10 protein-coding genes are annotated in these 16992 nt (G+C 74.2%); 5 read left to right on the top strand and 5 right to left on the bottom strand.

Going from position 1 to position 16992, the window contains the following annotated elements:
- Nucleotides 1-344 precede the first annotated feature (344 nt).
- From ACZ5GH_RS23680 to ACZ5GH_RS23665, 4 genes are all read left to right on the top strand, one after another.
- Complete coding sequence (locus ACZ5GH_RS23680; protein WP_464335184.1) at nt 345-3716, top strand: nitrate- and nitrite sensing domain-containing protein; 3372 nt, start codon at nt 345-347, stop codon at nt 3714-3716.
- A gap of 10 nt (nt 3717-3726) precedes the next feature.
- Nucleotides 3727-4140 (top strand): roadblock/LC7 domain-containing protein, encoded by a 414-nt coding sequence (locus ACZ5GH_RS23675; RefSeq protein WP_030248297.1) that lies wholly within the window; start codon nt 3727-3729, stop codon nt 4138-4140.
- A gap of 161 nt (nt 4141-4301) precedes the next feature.
- Nucleotides 4302-4943 (top strand): DUF742 domain-containing protein, encoded by a 642-nt coding sequence (locus ACZ5GH_RS23670; RefSeq protein WP_387760877.1) that lies wholly within the window; start codon nt 4302-4304, stop codon nt 4941-4943.
- Nucleotides 4924-5508 carry a GTP-binding protein gene (locus tag ACZ5GH_RS23665; RefSeq protein ID WP_464335183.1) on the top strand — a complete coding sequence of 195 codons (585 nt, stop codon included), beginning with the start codon at nt 4924-4926 and terminating at the stop codon, nt 5506-5508. Before ACZ5GH_RS23670 ends, ACZ5GH_RS23665 begins: the two co-directional genes overlap by 20 nt.
- 120 nt (nt 5509-5628) lie before the next feature.
- On the opposite strand, the gene cimA is transcribed toward ACZ5GH_RS23665, so the two are convergent.
- The 4 genes from cimA to ACZ5GH_RS23645 form a co-directional block, all read right to left on the bottom strand.
- Entirely contained in the window at nt 5629-7233 is a 1605-nt protein-coding gene (cimA, locus tag ACZ5GH_RS23660; protein WP_464335182.1) for a citramalate synthase, read from the bottom strand.
- Between the two features lie 377 nt (nt 7234-7610).
- Nucleotides 7611-8723 carry a branched-chain amino acid aminotransferase gene (locus tag ACZ5GH_RS23655; RefSeq protein ID WP_387750560.1) on the bottom strand — a complete coding sequence of 371 codons (1113 nt, stop codon included), beginning with the start codon at nt 8721-8723 and terminating at the stop codon, nt 7611-7613.
- A gap of 249 nt (nt 8724-8972) precedes the next feature.
- Nucleotides 8973-10010 (bottom strand): 3-isopropylmalate dehydrogenase, encoded by a 1038-nt coding sequence (locus ACZ5GH_RS23650; RefSeq protein ID WP_387750558.1) that lies wholly within the window; start codon nt 10008-10010, stop codon nt 8973-8975.
- 58 nt (nt 10011-10068) lie between these two features.
- Nucleotides 10069-10632 (bottom strand): Uma2 family endonuclease, encoded by a 564-nt coding sequence (locus ACZ5GH_RS23645; RefSeq protein ID WP_387750555.1) that lies wholly within the window; start codon nt 10630-10632, stop codon nt 10069-10071.
- Nucleotides 10633-10789: 157 nt separating this feature from the next.
- On the opposite strand from ACZ5GH_RS23645, the gene ACZ5GH_RS23640 reads away from it, so the two are divergent.
- Complete coding sequence (locus ACZ5GH_RS23640; protein ID WP_464335181.1) at nt 10790-13291, top strand: YfhO family protein; 2502 nt, start codon at nt 10790-10792, stop codon at nt 13289-13291.
- Between the two features lie 75 nt (nt 13292-13366).
- Here the strand turns inward: ACZ5GH_RS23640 and ACZ5GH_RS23635 are convergent, their stop codons facing one another.
- Entirely contained in the window at nt 13367-16750 is a 3384-nt protein-coding gene (locus tag ACZ5GH_RS23635) for a S8 family serine peptidase (RefSeq protein WP_464335180.1), read from the bottom strand.
- Between the last annotated feature and the right edge of the window lie 242 nt (nt 16751-16992).

The following is a 16992-nucleotide window of genomic DNA, read 5'->3' as shown; positions in this document are numbered from 1 at the left end:
GCGGCGCTTACCGGCCGGTGTCCCCCCGGGGGCCCGCGCAAGACCCGTGTATAAGCAGCGGATAACAGTTCGGTAGGCATTTTGTGATCAACAATGACTCAGCGTGGCGAAACAGCGTCACTCAGCGCCAGGTGACCACGGTTTTGCTCCGTCATGTCGGTGATTGTCCGGATTGTGCCGACGCGGGTGCCGGACGGCGGCTGTTTGTCCCCCATCCCTGCACGTGCTGAAATTCCAGCTACCCCTGGATGTCTCCTGCGCCGGCCCGTCCGGCGGCCGATCGGAGCCCCGGGGTAGCGCTGGATTGATCCATGGCCGGCAGTCGGCCGAGAGGTAGTTGTCGAGTGAGGCGTAAGCAGCAACCCGCCCCGCAGCGGCGCTCCGAGCCCCGCCAGAGCGAGCCGAACGGTACCCCGGGGGACCCGGCCGGGTTCTCCGCGTTCACTCCCACCGAGGAACGCGGCCCGACCCCCGTCCCGGCCGCCGGGCCCCAGTCCGCGCCCACGACGCCCCGCAGCGGCGGCTCGTCGGGCGACGACGGCGGCTCCAGCCGGTACGACTTCCTCCGCCCGCGCAACTGGCGCGTGCCGACCCGCCTGATCGCGATCCTGCTGATCCCCGTGATCATCAGTCTCGTCTTCGGCGGTCTGCGCGTGAACACCTCGGTCGACGGCTACATCAAGGCCTCGCGCGCCGAGAAGACCGCGGAGCTGGCCAAGGCGGCGACCGAACTCGCCGAGGCGCTGGAGAACGAGCGCGACAAGACGCTCATACCCCTGCTCACCAAGCAGGACCCGAACAACGAGGTCACCAAGCGCCGCAACGAGACCGACGCCGCGCTGAAGGCCTACAACGCCGCCTATGAGGCCTCCGACAAGTCCGGCGAGCTGCCCCGCCGCCACGACGCCTTCCAGTCCCTCGTGGTCGACCTGCCGCACCTGCGGGCCAACGCGTACGGCCCCGAGCTGTTCATCAGCGCGACCGCCAACGCCTACTCGACGATGTTCGCGCCGCTGCTGGCGTACGACAACTCGGTCGGCCTGGGCTCCACCAACGCCACCAGCAAGGGCCGCGCGATCTACGCGATGTCGCTGGCCAAGGCGTCCGCCTCGACCCAGCGCTCGCTGATGCTGAGCCTGCTGGTCGGCATCGCGCAGAACGGCACCACCCGGTACGAGAACGTCGACGCGACCCAGCAGATCGTGCTCGCGGAGAAGCTGGAGCAGGTCTCCCTCAACGAGTTCAAGACCGGTAGCGCCCCCGAGGACGCCAAGAAGTACTCGGACGCGCAGGTCGCCCTGGCCACCTCCCAGGAGCGCTCGGCCTACAAGATGCCCAACGGCGCGGCGCCCACCATGCAGGGCCTGCTGGCCCTGGCCGCCTCGTACAGCCAGGCCGCCTCGGAGGGCCAGCTGAAGGGCAAGGCCGCCGCCGACGCCGCGTTCGCCGAGGCGAAGGCCGCCGGTCTGACCCCGGACAACTGGAACCAGGCCGCCAACACCCACATCCAGGCCCTGCGGGACACCGAAGTCGCGCTGCTGGACGACGTCCTCACCGACTCCCGCGCCCTGAAGGACAACGCGCTCTACGACGCCATCCTCAACACGATCATCGTCGTCGCGGCGCTGATCCTGGCCGGTCTGCTCACCGGCTACGTGGCCCGCTCGATGATCCTCGGCATGCGCACCCTGCGCAGCGCCGCCCTGGAGATCGCCGACCACCGCCTGCCGGACCTGGTCGAGAAGCTCTCCAAGACCGACCCCGACCGGGTCGACACCTCGGTGGCCCCGATCCCCCTGCACGGCAAGGACGAGATCGGCGAGGTCGCCCGGGCGTTCGACCAGGTCCACCAGCAGGCCGTGGCGCTCGCCGCCGAGCAGGCCCTGCTGCGAGGGAACGTCAACGCGATCTTCACCAACCTGTCGCGCCGCAGCCAGAGCCTGATCCAGCGCCAGCTGGCGCTGATCACCGACCTGGAGAACAACGAGGCCGACCCGGACCAGCTGGAGAACCTCTTCAAGCTGGACCACCTCGCCACCCGCATGCGCCGCAACGGTGAGAACCTCCTCGTCCTCGCGGGCGAGGAGGCCGGCCGCCGCTGGAACACCCCGGTCCCGCTGGTCGACGTGCTCCGCGCCGCCGCCTCCGAGGTGGAGCAGTACGAGCGCGTCGAGCTCTCCGGCATCCCGGAGGTCGACGTCGTCGGCGCCGCCGTGACCGACCTCGTCCACCTGCTCGCCGAGCTGCTGGAGAACGCCACCTCGTTCTCCAGCCCGCAGACCCGGGTGCTGGTCAACGCCACCCGCCTGCCGGACGGCCGGGTGCTGGTCGAGATCCACGACAAGGGCATCGGCCTCACCGCCGAGGACTTCGCGGAGATCAACGAGAAGCTGGCCGAGCCGCCCACGGTGGACGCCACCATCTCCCGCCGCATGGGCCTGTTCGTGGTCGGCCGGCTGTCCCAGCGGCACGACGTCCGCGTCCAGCTCCGCCCGTCGGGCGAGTCCGCCGGCACCACCTCGCTGGTCATGCTCCCGCCGTTCGTCACCCAGTCGGGTGCGGCGCCGGAGCCCGACGAGCAGTTCACCGTCTCCCGGATCTTCGCCGAGCAGGAGCCGACCGCCGAGTGGGCGCCGGACTCCCGCGCCCGCAGCGCGGCCGAGCTCGGCTTCGACGACCACCTCACCGGCACCGGCAACGCCGGCTCCAGCGGGTTCAGCCCGGCCCTGGAGGCCGTCCAGCGCTCGCAGCGCCTCGACCAGGTCCGCCGCGCGGCCCTGGAGAGCGGCCCGCACACGCCGGTGGTGGACGCCGAGGTCGAGGAGGACTACCAGCAGGGCTACGACCAGTACGCCCCGCAGGGGTACGAGCAGCAGCAGGGCTTCGCCGACGACCAGTACGGCTACGACCAGAGCGGCTACGACCAGGGCGGCTACGACCAGGGCGGCTACCAGCAGGACGAGTACGCCCAGGACGGCTACGACCAGTACCCCCAGCAGGGCTACGACCAGCAGCAGGGCTTCGCCGACGACCAGTACGGCTACGACCAGGGCGGCTACCGGCAGGACGAGTACGCCGACCAGTACGGCCGGCCCGCCGAGGAGTCCCCGGCCGGCCACCCGTACTCCCCGGAGCCGCCCGCGCTGCCGGCCGCCGAGGCCCCGCGCACCACCCTGCCGTCCGGGCTGCCGCAGCGCCGCCCCGGCGAGCAGCTGGCCGGCGGCGGCCTCCCCGCCGCTCCGGCCGGCGGCAGCCCGTCCGGCGACAGCCCGAACTGGTTCGCCGGCGCCAAGGACACCTCCTCGACGCCTTCGAACCAGCGCGGCCACGACGTGTCCTCGCTCGGCGGATACGGCCCGACCGGCCCGACCGCCAGCCCCTGGCAGTCGCCGAACGACGGCGACTGGCAGCGGGCCGAGCAGCTGCGCGAGCCCGCCTCCGGCGGCACCACCGGCTCCGGTCTGCCGCGCCGCGTGCCCAAGCAGAACCTGGTGCCCGGCAACGCCAAGTCCACCCCGCAGGACGGGCCGCAGGTCTCCCGCAGCCCGGAGGAGGTCCGTGGCCGCCTCACCAACCTGCGCCGCGGCGTGGAGCAGGGCCGCAGCGCCGGTAACACCGGAAGCTTCCGGATCGACCCCGATCAGGTAGACCAGTCCGGCAACGGACAGAACCGGAGCACCGATCTCTTCGGCGGCTCGAACCACCAGGAGCGTTGAGTTGACTCAGATGAGCCAGGCCGCACAGAACCTGAACTGGCTGATCACCAATTTCGTGGACAACACCCCCGGGGTGTCCCACACCGTGGTGGTCTCCGCGGACGGCCTCCTGCTGTGCATGTCCGAGGGCTTCCCGCGCGACCGTGCCGACCAGCTCGCCGCCGTCGCCTCCGGCCTCACCTCCCTCACCTCCGGCGCCAGCCGGATCTTCGAGGGCGGCGAGGTCAACCAGACCGTCGTCGAGATGGAGCGGGGCTTCCTGTTCCTGATGGCCGTCAGCGACGGCTCGGCGCTCGCCGTCCTGGCCGCGCCCGACTCCGACATCGGCCTCGTCGGCTACGAGATGGCCCTGCTCGTCGACCGCGCCGGCGCCGTCCTCACCCCCGCTCTCCGCGCGGAACTCCAGGGCAGTCTCCTGCACTGACGGTTCGTCGGATACCGTCCAGGTATTCGAAGTACCTCCGCGTCCTTCCCGGGCCCGCTTCGGCGGGCTCGGGTTCGGACGTTGTACGGCCTTCGCACCACCGGCTCCGGACCTGCGCCGAAGCTCGCACCGCACCGCCGCACCCTGTGAGGAGAGGAACCGTGACACCGCCCGACGACCGCAGCGGCCAGTACGGCGTTCCGTACCCTGGCACAGGCCATGACGCCTTCGGAGCACCCGGCGTCGGCCACGGTCAGCAGTACGGCCGGCACCAGTACGGACAGCAGCAGCAGCCGTACCCCCGGCCCGAGGAGCAGTACGGCCAGTACGACCAGTACGCCCGGCAGCCCTCGTACGGCGCCCCGGCCCCCGGCTACCCGGCCCCGGCGCCCGAGCCGACCCCCGGGTACTCGCCCGCCCAGGACCCCGGCCACGTCGAGGAGTTCGAGGACGAACCCGACTCCGGCCCGCTGATCCGGCCGTTCGCGATGACCGGTGGCCGGACCCGGCCGCGCTACGAACTCGCGCTGGAGGCCCTGGTCTCCGCCGACGTCGACCCGCAGCGCCTGGCCACCCTGCTGCCCGAGCACCAGCGGATCTGCACGCTGTGCACGGAGGTCAAGTCCGTCGCCGAGGTGTCGGCGCTGCTCTCCCTTCCCCTGGGAGTGGCCCGCATCCTCGTGGCCGACCTGGCCGAGGCCGGCCTGGTCGCCATCCACCAGCCCGCTTCCGGCGGCGAAACCGGAAACCAGCCCGACGTCACGCTGCTCGAAAGGGTCCTCAGTGGACTTCGCAAGCTCTAACGCGGCCGCCCCCACCCGCGCCACCACCTCCGCGAAGATCGTCGTCGCGGGCGGCTTCGGCGTCGGCAAGACCACGCTCGTCGGCGCCGTCTCCGAGATCAACCCCCTGCGCACCGAAGCCGTCATGACCTCGGCCTCCGCCGGCATCGACGACCTCAGCCACGTCTCCGGCAAGACGACCACCACCGTCGCCATGGACTTCGGCCGCATCACCCTCGACGAAGACCTCATCCTCTACCTCTTCGGCACCCCCGGACAGGACCGCTTCTGGTTCATGTGGGACGACCTCGTCCGCGGCGCCATCGGAGCCATCGTCCTCGTCGACACCCGCCGCCTCGCCGACTGCTTCCCCGCCCTCGACTACTTCGAGAACAGCGGACTGCCCTTCGTCGTCGCCCTCAACGGCTTCGACGGACACCAGCCCCACACCCCCGACGAAGTCCGCGAAGCGCTCCAACTCGGCACCGACACCCCCGTCATCACCCTCGACGCCCGCCGCCGCGACAGCGCCAAGAGCGCCCTCATCACCCTCGTCGAACACGCCCTGCTGGCTCGACTGCGGTGATCGCGCGGGCCGCGCCGGGCGGCACCGGACGGGGAGCGTCCCGGAGCCGGGCGTGCGGGTAGCAGTGGCCCGCGGCACCTCACCCGAGGTCCCGCGGGCCACCGGCGCGTCGCGCGCCGGCTACTCGGTGGGCTCCAGGCCGGCCCGGACCAGGCCGTAGGTGTACGCGTCCTCCAGCGCCAGCCAGGAGGCCGCGACCACGTTGTCCGCCACGCCCACCGTCGACCAGGTGGAGACGCCGTCGGTGGACTCGATCAGCACCCGGGTCTTGGAGCCGGTGCCGTGCTGGCCCTCCAGGATGCGGACCTTGTAGTCCACCAGCTCGAAGGTGGCCAGCGGCGGGTAGATGCCCTCCAGGGCCGTGCGCAGCGCCTGGTCCAGCGCGTTGACCGGGCCGTTGCCCTCGCCGGTGGCGATCCGGCGCTCGCCCTTGGCCCACAGCTTGACGGTGGCCTCGTTGCCCGTGAAGCCCTTCGGGCCCTGCTCGCTGATGGTCCGCCAGGACTCCAGGGTGTAGAAGCGGTCCCGGCGGCCGCGCACCTCGTCGCGCAGCAGCAGCTCGAAGGAGGCGTCGGCGGACTCGTAGGTGTAGCCGAGGTTCTCCTGCTCCTTCACCTTGGCCACCACCCGGCCGGCCAGGTCCCGGTCGCTGGAGAGGTCGTAGCCGAGCTCCTTGCCCTTGAGCTCGACGGAGGCCCGGCCGGCCATGTCGGAGACCAGCATCCGCATGGTGTTGCCGACCCGCTCGGGGTCGATGTGCTGGTACAGGTCCGGGTCGACCTTGATCGCCGAGGCGTGCAGGCCCGCCTTGTGGGCGAAGGCCGAGAAGCCGACGTACGGCTGGTGGGTGGACGGGGCCAGGTTGACCAGCTCGGCGATCGCGTGCGAGATCCTGGTCATCTCGGCCAGCCGGCCCGCGGGCAGCACCCGGCGGTCGTACTTGATCTCCAGCGCGCCGACCACCGGGAACAGGTTGGCGTTGCCGACCCGCTCGCCGTAGCCGTTGGCGGTGCACTGCACGTGGGTCGCCCCGGCGTCCACCGCGGCCAGGGTGTTGGCCACCGCGCAGCCGGTGTCGTCCTGGGCGTGGATGCCCAGCCGGGCACCCGTCCGGGCGAGCACGTCGGCGACGGTCTCCCGGACGCCGGCCGGCAGCATCCCGCCGTTGGTGTCGCAGAGCACCACCACGTCCGCGCCGGCCTCGTGCGCGGTGCGGACCACCGACACGGCGTACTCGGGGTTCGCCCGGTAGCCGTCGAAGAAGTGCTCGCAGTCGATGAACACCCGCCGGCCCCGGGAGCGCAGGAACTCGACGCTGTCCCGGACCATCTCCAGGTTCTCGTCCAGGGTGGTGCGCAGCGCGAGCTCCACGTGCCGGTCGTGCGCCTTGGCCACCAGGGTGATCACCGGGGCGCCGGAGGCGACCAGCGCGGCCAGCTGCGGGTCCTCCGCCGCCTTGCCGCCGGCCCGGCGGGTGGCGCCGAAGGCGACCAGCTGGGCGTGCTCCAGCTCCAGCTCGGCGGCGGCGCGGGCGAAGAACTCGGTGTCCCGCGGGTTGGCTCCGGGCCAGCCGCCCTCGATGAAGCCGACCCCGAACTCGTCCAGGTGCCGGGCGATGGCCAGCTTGTCCGCCACCGTCAGGTTGATGCCCTCCCGCTGTGCTCCGTCGCGCAGCGTGGTGTCGAACACGTGGAAACTGTCGTCGGTACGGGTGACCTCGGTCATGACCCCTGGTTCTCCGTTTCGGGGAGGTAGGTACTGCTCTGCCGGACTTTCCGTCCCGGCTCCACTGTCCAGGATCCCGCGCGCGGTCCCGGTGTCCCCGGGCCCCTCGTGAGGGCCCTCGGCCGGTCCGGGAGAAACAAAAAGACCCCTCGCGGGTGCGAGAGGTCTGCGCGCGGGTCTGGACGCTCGTGGTCGCTCCGCATCGGGTCGTGCGGGAAGCGGTCACTGCGGACCGGCGCGCCTGCTGCTAATAATCAGCGAGAGCGAGGACACGTTCGCAGTCTGGCACAGCCGCCCGGGCTCCGGCCCGCCCGTCTCGCGATGCGGAACGGGCGGGCCGGGTGCGGCCCGGGGCGCGGCGGGGGCCGGTGCGGCGATCAGACGATCTTGTGCAGCCAGTGGTGGGTGTCCGGGGTCCGGCCGCCCTGGATCGACAGCAGCGCCTTGCGCAGCTCCATGGTGACCGGGCCGGGCTCGCCGTCGCCGACGGTCCAGTCCGCGGCGGCGGACTTCACCGAGCCGACGGGGGTGATGACGGCGGCGGTGCCGCAGGCGAAGACCTCGGTGAGGGTGCCGTCGGCGTTGGCCTGCTGCCACTCGTCGGTGGAGATCCGGCGCTCCTCGACGGCGTAGCCGAGGTCGGCGGCCAGCTGGAGCAGCGAGTCGCGGGTGATGCCGGGCAGCAGGGCGCCGGACAGCTCCGGGGTGACGATCTTCGCGTCCGCGCCCTCGCCGAAGACGAAGTACAGGTTCATGCCGCCCATCTCCTCGACCCACCGGTGCTCGGCGGCGTCGAGCCAGACCACCTGGTCGCAGCCCTTCTCGGCGGCCTGGGCCTGGGCCACCAGCGAGGCGGCGTAGTTGCCGGCGCACTTGGCCGCGCCGGTGCCGCCGGGCGCGGCCCGGACGTACTCCTTGGACAGCCAGACCGAGACCGGCTTGATGCCGCCCTGGAAGTAGGCGCCGGCCGGGGAGGCGATGATCATGAAGAGGTAGGAGTTGGCCGGGCGGACGCCCAGGCCGACCTCGGTGGCGAACATGAACGGGCGCAGGTAGAGGCTCTGCTCCGGCTCGTTCGGCACCCAGTCCTGCTCCTGGCGGACCAGCAGCTCGACGGCCTCGACGAAGGCCTCCACCGGCAGCTCCGGCATCGCCAGGCGGCGGGCCGAGGCCTGGAAGCGGGCGGCGTTGGCCTCCGGGCGGAAGGTGGCGATGGAGCCGTCGGCCTGACGGTAGGCCTTCAGGCCCTCGAAGATCGCCTGGCCGTAGTGCAGGGTCATGTTCGCCGGGTCGATCTCCAGCGGCGCGTACGGCGCCAGCTGGGCGTCGTGCCAGCCCACGCCCTCGGTCCAGCGGATGGTGACCATGTGGTCGGTGAAGACCCGGCCGAAGCCCGGGTTGGCCAGCCGGGCCTCGCGCTCCGCTGCGGGCAGCGGGTGGGCGGAGGGCTTGAGGTCGAACGTGATGGGCGCCTGGGTGGCCGTGCTCATGGCTGTTTCCTTCACCGTGGGGTTGGTCCGGGCCGCCACCGCTGCGGAAACGTTTCGGCGAAAAATCACCGGAATGAACGCACAACGGCACGGCCCACTGTCGATACTCGCATCCAGAGGGCCGTGCCGAACAGCTGTCCGCCCTCATCGAGGGCGGCAGACTGCGGTTGTGCGCGGTCCGGCCCGCCGGGCCGGAGACCTTGTCGGATCCGGCCCGCTAGCCGGAACCCCGCTCTTGGATCCGGCCCGCTAGCCGGATACTCGGCCGGCGAGCGCGTCGCCGACCTGGGAGGTGCTGCGGGTGCCGGAGCGCTCGGCCAGGTCCGCCGCGACGGCGGCCTCGACCTCGGCGGCCTCGGCGGCGAAGCCGAGGTGCTCCAGCAGCATCGCGACCGACAGCACCGTGGCGGTCGGGTCGGCCTTGCCCTGGCCCGCGATGTCCGGCGCCGAGCCGTGCACCGGCTCGAACATGGACGGGAACTCGCCGCTCGGGTTGATGTTGCCGCTCGCGGCCAGGCCGATCCCGCCGGTGACGGCGGCGGCCAGGTCGGTCAGGATGTCGCCGAACAGGTTGTCGGTGACGATGACGTCGAACCGCTCGGGCTGGGTGACGAAGAAGATGGTCGCCGCGTCGACGTGCAGGTAGTCGGTGGTGACCTCGGGGAACTCCCGGCCGACCTCGGCGAAGATCCGCGTCCACAGGTGCCCGGCGTGCACCAGCACGTTGTTCTTGTGCACCAGGGTGAGCTTCCTGCGCGGCCGCGCCTGCGCCCGGCGGTAGGCGTCGCGCACCACACGCTCGATGCCGTACGCCGTGTTCAGGCTGACCTCGGTGGCCACCTCCTGTGGCGTCCCGGTGCGCAGCGTGCCTCCGTTGCCGACGTACGGGCCCTCGGTGCCCTCGCGGACGACCACGAAGTCGATCTCCGGCTGGCCGGCCAGCGGGGACGCCACCCCGGGGAAGAGCCGGCCCGGGCGCAGGTTGATGTGGTGGTCGAAGGCGAACCGCAGCTTGAGCAGCAGCCCCCGCTCCAGCACGCCCGACGGCACGCTCGGGTCGCCGATGGCGCCCAGCAGGATCGCGTCGTGGGACTTCAGCTCCGCCAGGACGTCGTCCGGCAGCGTCTCCCCGGTCCGGTGGTAGCGCCGGGCCCCGAGGTCGTACTCGGTGGTCTCCAGCTTCACGTCGGCGGGGAGCACGGCACCCAGGACCTTGAGGCCTTCGGCCACCACTTCCTGGCCGATTCCGTCACCGGGGACAACTGCGAGACGAATGGTGCGAGACATGCTCGGACCCTACTCCGCCGTCCCAGGTGCTGACACCCGGCGTCCACCATGCGGACGGTCAGCTCAGGTCGATCTCGATGGGGAACGGCTGATCGACCTTCAGCTGCTTGTGGTAGATGCCGGTCGGGAAGTACCGCTTAGACGCCGGCTCCAGCTCGAACGTGTAAACCACGGGGCGTCCCTCGTCACACTCGACGCGCCAGAAATGACGGATTCCGGCAGCGGCGTACTTACCGGGCTTGATCTCCCGGTCGCGTTCGCGGGACTCCTCGGAAACTACCTCGACCGCCAGCAGAACGTGCTCGGCGGAGAATCCGGTCTGGCGGTAGCCGGTGTCCGAGTCCTCGTGGACCACGAGGAGATCGGGTTCCGGCCGGTTCCGGTGGTCGAGCGTGACCGTCATCTCCGGCCACACCTCCCAACCCTCCGGGACCGCCGCCTCCAGCCCCCGTTCCAACACGCGCTTCGCCCGGACGTGGAACTTTGTCTGCGGACTCACGAAGATCAGGCTCCCGTCGAGCAGTTCGGTGTGCGGCGGGAGATCAGGCAGCCGGTCAAGATCCTCTGCGGTGTAGCCACCAGCAGGAGGCCGAATCCAGTCGGGGTACGGCGCGATGCTCATGGTTCCTCCCATACGGGCATCCTGACGGCCCTCCCAGGCTACTCGGCAAAGCCTCCCAGGGCTTCACTCCTTCGAGGGGGCGCGTGTGGCGTGGGGGGCGCTGGGGGCGTGCTTAGGGTGGCGGGGTCGGGAGCGGGACGGTGCGGCGGGGGTGCGGATGGGCAGGCGGCGGGAGGTGCTGGTCTGCGGGGGTGCGGCGGGGCTGGCGGCGGGCGGGTACGGGCTGGCGGCGGCGGTGCGCGGGCAGTGGCCGGCCGGGGCGGAGGCGGTCGCCGTGCCGTACCACGCGCACCTGTGGGACCTGCTGCACGGACAGGCCGCCGGGGACCTGCTGTTCAACTGGAACAGCGGCTACGGCGCCCCGTTCCCGGCGGACTTCTTCGCCTACCTGATGAACCCCTTCTCCTGGCCCACCGCGCTCCTCCCCCGGGACCAGGGCCGGCTCGCCGTCCTGCTGGTCACCCTGGCGACCATCGGCCTCGGCACCGCCCTGATGACCCACCTGCTGGGCCGCCTCCACCCCGGCCCGCGCCCGCTGCGGGCGCTCGCCGCCGTCGGGTACGGGCTGTGCGCCTGGGTGCTGGACGTCGGCGGGGCCGCCCCGATGTGGCTCTGGGGCCTGGTCTCGCTGCCGCTGCTCGGCCTGGCCGCCGACTGGTGCCTGCGCGAGCGGCACTGGGTGGCCGGCGCGCTGTGCGTCGCGCTGGCCTGGGCGGGCAACCTGTACACCGCCGCGCTGGCCACCCTGGCCGCCGGGCTGCTGTTCGCCGTCCGGCTGTTCGCCGACCCGCGCCCGTTCCGCCGGCGGGTCCGGGCCACCGGCCGGGCCGTCACCATGGCCACCGCCGGGGTGCTGCTCGCCTCGCCGGTGCTGTTCGTCGCCGTCCTGGCCGCCCGCCGGGCCCAGCCGGAGTCCCCGGTGGATCCGCTCGGCCCGTCCGGCGTCGGCGCCCACCTCGCCCGGCTGCTGCCCGCCACCCACGGCGGGCCGCGGCTGCCGGACATGGCGATCGGCGTCTTCGGCCTGCTGGTGGTCTGCGGGCTGCCGTTCAACCGGCGGGTGCGGCCGCGGGAGCGCGCCCTGTGGTGCGCGGCGCTGGTGCTGGTGGCGGCCGGTTTCGTCTGGACCCCGACCCTGCTGGTCTGGCACGGCCCGGTGATCCCGGCCGGCGGACCGTACCGGGTGGCCTTCGTGCTCAGCGGGCTGCTGGTGCTGGCGGGCTGGGTGTCGCTGGCGCACCGCCCGGACCGGCTCACCGTGCTGGGCGGCGCCGCCGCGGTGGCGGTGCTCGCCGGCCTGGCGGCGGGCCGGCAACCGGTGCGCCCGGCCACCTGGGTGCTGCTGGCCGTCGGCGGCGCCGTGCTGTCGGCCGCGCTGTGGCTGCTGGACCGCCGGCCCGCGGACCGGCGGGCGCACGCGCTCGCCACCTGGGCGATCGGCGGCGCGGTGCTGGGCAACGCCGTCTGGTCCGGGTCCGCGGTGCTCGGCGCGGCCCCCGGGGACGGGGCCTCCCCGGCGGCCGTCCGGGCCGGGCACGCGGCGCTGCGCGCGGCCGCCGACTGGCCGCGCGGCCGCGACGACCCCGGGCCGCACGCCTTCACCCCCAACGACCCGCTGCTGCTGAACGGCCAGGGCGGCGGCTACTTCAGCGGCTACCTGCCGACCGCCACCGCCCTGCTGCTGCACGACCTCGGCGCGGGCTGGACGGCCGGCGGACGGCAGACCGCGAGCGTCACCGACCCGGTCGGGCAGGCGCTGTTCGGCGTCCGCACCCACCTCGACGGCGCCGGGCCGGACGCGTCGCCGCGCTCCTTCACCCCGGTCCGGGCGGCCGCCGCACCGCCACTGGTCACCGTGCTGCCCCCGGGTGCCCGGACGGAGACCTCCTCGGTCTGGGCCCGGCAGGAGTCACTGCTCGGCAGCCAGGTGTACGACGCTCCGCTGCCCGTCCCGGCGGGCGGGCCGGCGCCCCTGCTGCACGGCACCAGCGGCTGGTCGGTGCCGAGCGGCGAGGAGGGCACGGTGTTCACCGCCACCTGCACGCCGGGCGGGACGGCCTTCTTCCACGGGGTCTGGTACCGGGGCACGGTCAGCGCTCTCGGCACCGGCTTCCGCAGCGACGGCGAGCAGCCCACCACGGCCGTGCCGATCCACCGGCTGGGGACCGTCCCGGCGGACGGCGTCGTCCGGGTGACCCTGCGGTCGGACGTGGTGAGCCAGGTCCCGGCCCGCCCGATCGGCTGCCTGCGGGCCGGCGCGCTGGAGGCCGCCGTCGCCCGGCTCACCGCGACCGGCGCCACCCGGGTGGAGGCCGGCGGGCACACCGTCACCGCGGCCCTCCCGGCGGGGTCCACCGGCACCGCGCTGCTCTCCGTCCCGGCCACCGAGGGCTGGACCTGCGCGGTGGACGGCGGGCGCCGCGCCGCCCCCACCCCGGTGCTCGGCATGATCGGCGTCCCGCTGGGCGGCGGGGCCTCCCGGATCGACTGCGCCTTCCGCCCGCCCGGCCTCACCGAGGGCCTCACCGTCGCCTCGGCCACCGCGGCGGTGCTCGCCCTGGTGGCCGTCTTCGCCCGGCCCTCCCGCCGCCCGACCCGCCGCCCGCGCCGCGACCGCCGCCGGGCGGCCGGAGACCGGCCCCTGACCGCCGGGACCTGACGCGGCTACGGGCCGCCGGAACGCGACAGGCGGCCCACCGGAGTCCCGGTGGGCCGCCCTCCCGAGGCCCGGCGGTCAGGGCAGGTCGAACACCTGGGCCCGCCGCTCGACCGGGTTGAGGTGGTACAGCAGCAGGAGCCGCGAGGTGTCGCCCGGCGCCCGGCGCACGGCGAGGACGCTGCCCGGGCCGGCCGGGACCACCACCGCCGCCGGGCCGTCGAGGCCGACGCTCGCGGTGAGCGCGGGGTGCAGCACGTCGAGCGGGACGGACGGGGTGGTGCCGTCCAGCCCGATGGCGGAGAGCGCCTCGGCCGCGTCCGGGGTGCCGCCCCCGGCGTAGCCGGTCCAGACGCCGTAGCGGACGGTGCTGTGCCCGGGCCCGACACCGGGCAGGGCGCTGAGCCGGACGGGCAGCACCAGGACGTCGCTGTCCAGCAGGGCGGTGTCGGTGTCGCCCCAGTGGGCGTTGAGCGGCTGGACGTCCAGTTCGGCGCCGGTGCGGGCATCCAGGGCGCGGGAGACCAGAACGTCGCTGCCGCGCTGCCGGTCGGCCTTGAGGACGACGTCGGTGCTGCCGTCCCCGTCGGTGTCCAGCGCCACCCGCACCCCGTACAGCCCCACCGGGGTGACCGCGGGAGCCCACAACTGGGCGCCCACGTACAGCAGTTCGGAGTCGACGGCGGCACCGGCCGCGCGCAGGTCGGCGGACCGCTCGCCGGGGTGCTCGACGCAGAGCCCGTCCGCCGGGTCCGCCTCCTGCGCCGCGGCCCCGGGCCGGACGCCCGCGCCCGGCGCGACCTCCGAGCCGCTGCCGCCGGGCGGGCAGTCGGGCCAGCGGACCCCTTCGCCGCCGAGGGCGAAGGCGCCGACCAGCCCGGGTCGATCGCCGGGCGCGGCCCTGCCGCCGAGGGCGACCAGGGTGCCGTCCCGGGCGGTGCGGACGGCGGCCGCCACCGCGAGCTCGCCGGTCGGGTGCGGGGCGGCCAGCACCGGGACCCGCAGCTGCGGCAGCCCGCCGTCGCCGACCGGGGTGAGCAGCACCCGGCCGGAGAGCTCGCCCCGGTAGGTGCGGGCCCGGCCGCCCTGCACGGTGTCGATGGTCGGGTCGGGCGCGCGCCCCGGCTCTCCCGGGACGGACAGCGTCACCAGCACCCGCGCGGTGCCGCCCGCCGGGACGTCGACCCGGGCCGGCGCCACCCGGTAGGAGGCGCCGGGCAGTTCGGTGGCCGCCGCGTACGAGGTGCGGTAGGCCAGCGGCGCGTCCGAGGTGTTGCGCACCTCGATCTCCCGGGTGGCCTCCGTCGGCCCGTCGACCTCGACCGGGCCGAAGGAGACCCCGACGCCGCCCTCCACCGCGCCCTCCCCCGCCGCGTAGGCGACGGCGGGCGTACGGACCGCCTGGTCGACGCGGACCCGCCCGGCGCCGGTGCGCTCGGGCCCGTAGACCGGCCCGCCGCGGTCGTCGCCGAGGAAGGTGTCCACGGTGGTGTTCATCAGCGCGGCCTTGACCTGCTCGACCGGCCAGTCCGGGTGCGCGGCGCGGACCAGCGCGGCGAGGCCGGCCACGTGCGGGGCGGCCATCGAGGTGCCGCTCTCGCGCTGGCCGCCGGCGCCGCTGCCGACCAGGGTGGACCAGATGCTCTCGCCGGGGGCGGCCAGGTCGGGCTTGACCACGCCCGGCACCCCGATGCCGCGCGAGGTGAAGTCGGTCAGGGTGTCGACCCGGGCCGGCTGGTCCTGGGCGACGGAGCCGTGCAGGGGATTGCCGGGCGCGGCGAGCCGGACCACGACCGGCCCGGCGGCCGCGGCCCGCCGCAGCCGTTCGCCGTCGGCGTGCGCCAGCAGCGCGGCCGGGATCCGGTCGTCGCCGGAGATCTCGGCGAGGTGGTCGGAGTCGGCGGCGTACAGCGCGCCGATCGCGCCCGCGTCGGCGGCGTGGTCGGCGCGCGGGCCGGAGTTGCAGGCCCGGTCGGCCTCCCGGGTGCGCCAGGCGAGCAGCGCGATCCGCCCGGCCAGCCGCTGCCGGTCGGCCTCGCTGAACGCGGTGCAGCCGTCCGACTGGTCGGCGGGCAGGGCGAGTTCGCCGCTGACGTCGGCGGTGGACCAGCCCTGGTAGCGCTCGCTCCAGTGCGCCGGGACGACCCCGGCCTGGTCGGCGGGGGCGAGCACGGTGATGCCGTCCACGTCGGCGTGCCCGTGCACCGAGGCGGCGACGGTGATCGCCCGGGCGGCGGTGCCGGGGCTGCCGCCGATGCCGTACACGTCGCCGTCGTTGCCCGCCGCCGCGACCACGGCGGTGCCCAGCTCCACGAGCCGGTCGACGGCCAGGGCGTCGGTGTCGTCGGTGCTGCCGAAGTGGCTGCCGAGCGAGAGGTTGACGACGTCCAGCCGGTCGCTCAGGTCGCCGTCCCCGTTCGGGTCGGCGGCCAGGTCGAGCGCCTCGGTGACCCGGTCGGTGGAGCCGTCGCAGCCGAACACCCGGATCGCGTAGAGCTGCGCGCCCGGGGCGGTGCCGGGGCCGATCCGGAAGCCGGCCGGGTCCAGCCCGGGCCCGTACGGGCCGGTGTACGGGCGGCCGTCGGCGGTGACGCCGTACCCGGCCGCGGTGCCGGCCACGTGGGTGCCGTGCCCGTTGCGCACGCAGTCGATCGGGTTGTCGCTGGGGTGCGGCACCGGCTGGTGGTGCGGGGAGGCCGGGTCGGGGTCGTAGTCGTCGCCGACCAGGTCCCTGCCGCCGACCACCTTGGCGTTGGGGAACAGCGCGGGCGGCGCGGGCCGGCCGCGCTCGACCGAGCGGAAGGCCTCCTCGGTGCCGGGACCGCCGAAGTCGGCGTGGGTGTAGTCGATGCCGCTGTCGATGATCCCGATCCGGGTGCCCCGGCCGGTGCCGGCCGCCTGGTCGCCGGCCCAGACCTGCGGGGCGCCGGTCAGCGGGACGGAGTGGGCGTTGGCGCGCCGCTTGGCGACGATCGGGTGGACGGCCCGGACGCCCGGCAGGGCCCGCAGCGCGGGCAGCCGGTCGGCGGGCGCGCTGACCGCGAGGCCGGCGAGCACGGTCCGGGTCCGGTAGAGCTCGCGGGCGGTGGGTGCGGCCCGGTGGACGGCGCCGGCGAGCCGGTCGAGCGCGTCCCCGGCCCGGGCCCGCTGGGCCGCCCCGGCCCGCGCGGCCTCCTGCCGGACGGCCTCCGGGGAGCGCCGGGCCCGCCGGGCCCCGTCGGCGGCGCGCTGCCAGGCGGAGCCGGCCGTCTCGGTGCCGAGTTCGAGCAGGACGGATGCCGTTCGGCCCGGCCCCGGCGGCCCGGCGGACGGCGGCCCGGCGGACGGTGGTCCCGCCGCCGGCGGCCCCGCGGTCGGTGGGCCGCCGGCCGCCGGGGTGGCGGCGAGGACGGCGCTTCCGGCCAGCAGGACCAGGGTGAGGCCGATCCGGGCGGCGGGTCGGCGGACGGATGGCAGACGCACTGGGCCCTCTCCCCCGGCAGGGGGACTGATCCGCACTCCGTGTCGCTGACGCTCGCCCACGCGAACGTCGATCACCCCTCCGAGGGCCCCGAATTTAGGATGATCGCGCCGACGGGGACGAGCAACTTCCCTCGGACGGAACGAGGTTGCACTCTACTGGGTGACACCCTGACGACCCGTACGGCCCATTCGGCGGATGAACGCCACCAGCCGGACGCACCGACCGGACGTCACCGACCGGA

Source organism: Kitasatospora sp. Xyl93, from assembly GCF_055383135.1.
The sequence above is the reverse complement of the archived record's forward strand: the minus strand, read 5'-3'. Positions and strand labels throughout refer to the sequence as shown.

Excerpts from the sequence above, each read along its gene's own strand:
- ACZ5GH_RS23655 (WP_387750560.1), bottom strand. The coding sequence starts at position 8,723 with ATGAGCACGGCCACCCAGGCGCCCATCACGTTCGACCTCAAGCCCTCC.
- ACZ5GH_RS23640 (WP_464335181.1), top strand. The coding sequence starts at position 10,790 with ATGGGCAGGCGGCGGGAGGTGCTGGTCTGCGGGGGTGCGGCGGGGCTG.
- ACZ5GH_RS23675 (WP_030248297.1), top strand. The coding sequence starts at position 3,727 with ATGAGCCAGGCCGCACAGAACCTGAACTGGCTGATCACCAATTTCGTG.
- cimA (WP_464335182.1), bottom strand. The coding sequence starts at position 7,233 with ATGACCGAGGTCACCCGTACCGACGACAGTTTCCACGTGTTCGACACC.
- ACZ5GH_RS23645 (WP_387750555.1), bottom strand. The coding sequence starts at position 10,632 with ATGAGCATCGCGCCGTACCCCGACTGGATTCGGCCTCCTGCTGGTGGC.
- ACZ5GH_RS23650 (WP_387750558.1), bottom strand. The coding sequence starts at position 10,010 with ATGTCTCGCACCATTCGTCTCGCAGTTGTCCCCGGTGACGGAATCGGC.